The 1500-nt window shown below is 69.8% G+C and carries 2 protein-coding genes; both read right to left on the reverse strand.

Annotated features, from left to right (window positions below; genetic code table 11):
- Positions 1-104: 104 nt before the first annotated feature.
- Complete coding sequence (locus tag GJV64_RS14335; protein WP_164158139.1) at positions 105-674, reverse strand: twin-arginine translocation pathway signal protein; 570 nt, start codon at positions 672-674, stop codon at positions 105-107.
- Between the two features lie 22 nt (positions 675-696).
- On the reverse strand, positions 697-1500 hold an 804-nt coding region (locus GJV64_RS14340; RefSeq protein WP_268920654.1), incomplete at its 5' end, for a heterodisulfide reductase-related iron-sulfur binding cluster.

Below are 1500 nucleotides of genomic sequence, written 5' to 3' on the forward strand. Positions count from 1 at the left end.
GCTGCCATGGCCGGCCTGTCCGCCATTCCCGGCGCGCTGGCGCTGCTGGCGCGGCTCACCCGCGTTGCCGATCCGCACGCACCGCAGCCGGCCTGACCGGAGACCTATTTGGCGGCCGCCACCAGCGCATCCCAGCGCGCCCAGTCGATGGCGCGGCCGGGATAGGCGACGCTCGCAAACGGCCAGCGGCTGCGCAGCCAGTCCTGGACCCAGGCATAGAGCGCGGCGTCAAAGCCGGCGTCATGTTCGGCCTTGGTCACCCACAGCCTGACCACGGCATCGAAGCCCGGCACCTTGCTGGGCGCGACGTAGACACAGCCGCGTTCGCGGGCGCCGTCGGGCGTGAGGACGGCATAGGCAAAGGATTGGCGATTGCGGAAGCGCTCGGCTTCGTTTTCCATGTCCTTCACGGCATCGGCGGCAGTGACGCCCGGGTGCGGCCAGTCGGTGCTGCGCGTGAACGTCTGTTGCAGATGCGCTATGGAGGACATGTAGGCATCATAATCAACCCGCACCAACGGCGGGCCCAGCGGCACCAGCTTGAAGCCATCGCCTCCGGCCAGCACCGGCACCGCGAAATCGGCGGGCACGAAGGGCGCTCCCTCTGCAGCGTCGGCACGCGCGCCGAGCGTCAGCAACGGTATGGCGCCGATGAGGGTTCGCCGTGTCAACATGGTCTCGCCTCCATACTACCCATCATTGCACCCTTTCCGGTTCCGTGATGCAAGCCGGCCCGCCGCTGGCCCAGTCGAGCAGTTCAACGACATGCACCGCCTGCAAGCCGGGGCCGGCGAGCTGGGTGAGGCAGCCGATGTTGCTGCTGGCCAAAATGCCCACGCCGGTGGCCTCGATGTGGGCACGTTTGCGCGCCTTCAGTTGGCCGGAAAGGTCCGGCTGCAAAAGGGCATAGGTCCCGGCCGATCCGCAGCAGATGTGCGCCTCGCCAAGCTCGCGCACGGCAAAGCCGGCCTGTTCCAGCAGGGCTCGCGCTGCTGTGCTGCGCACCCCGTGCTGCAGTGAGCAGGGATTGTGCCAGGCCACCGCCATACCGGGCGCGATGCGGCTGGGCAGCGGCGGCAGGGTGGCGAGATACTCGCTGATGTCTCGCACCCGGGCGGCCAGTGGATCGGCCCAGGCCTTCATGGTGCGGCCGCAGCCCGAGGTGGTGGTGAGGATGGCGTCCACCGGGCCAACGCTGCGCCATTCGGCCAATGTTGCGGCCTGGCGCCGGGCGGCGGCGTCCTCCTGGCCCAGGTGCTGATGCAGCGCGCCACAACAGCCGGCCTCGCGGGTGATGATCACCTCCAGCCCATGGCGGGTGAGCAGACGCACCGCGGCATCGTCTATTCCTGAGCGCAGCGCCGGCTGCACGCAGCCGAGGTGGAGGATCACGCGGCCCGTGGGCTGGGCGGGCGCCGCTGGGTCCTGCCGCTCAGCAGCGCCTGGCGGCGGTATCTGGCCCGGCACCTGTGACAGCAGCGCACGCAGCGCGGCGGGCAG

Origin of the sequence: Sandarakinorhabdus rubra (assembly GCF_010994245.1) — a bacterium.
Taxonomy (GTDB): Bacteria; Pseudomonadota; Alphaproteobacteria; order Sphingomonadales; family Sphingomonadaceae; genus Sandarakinorhabdus; species Sandarakinorhabdus rubra.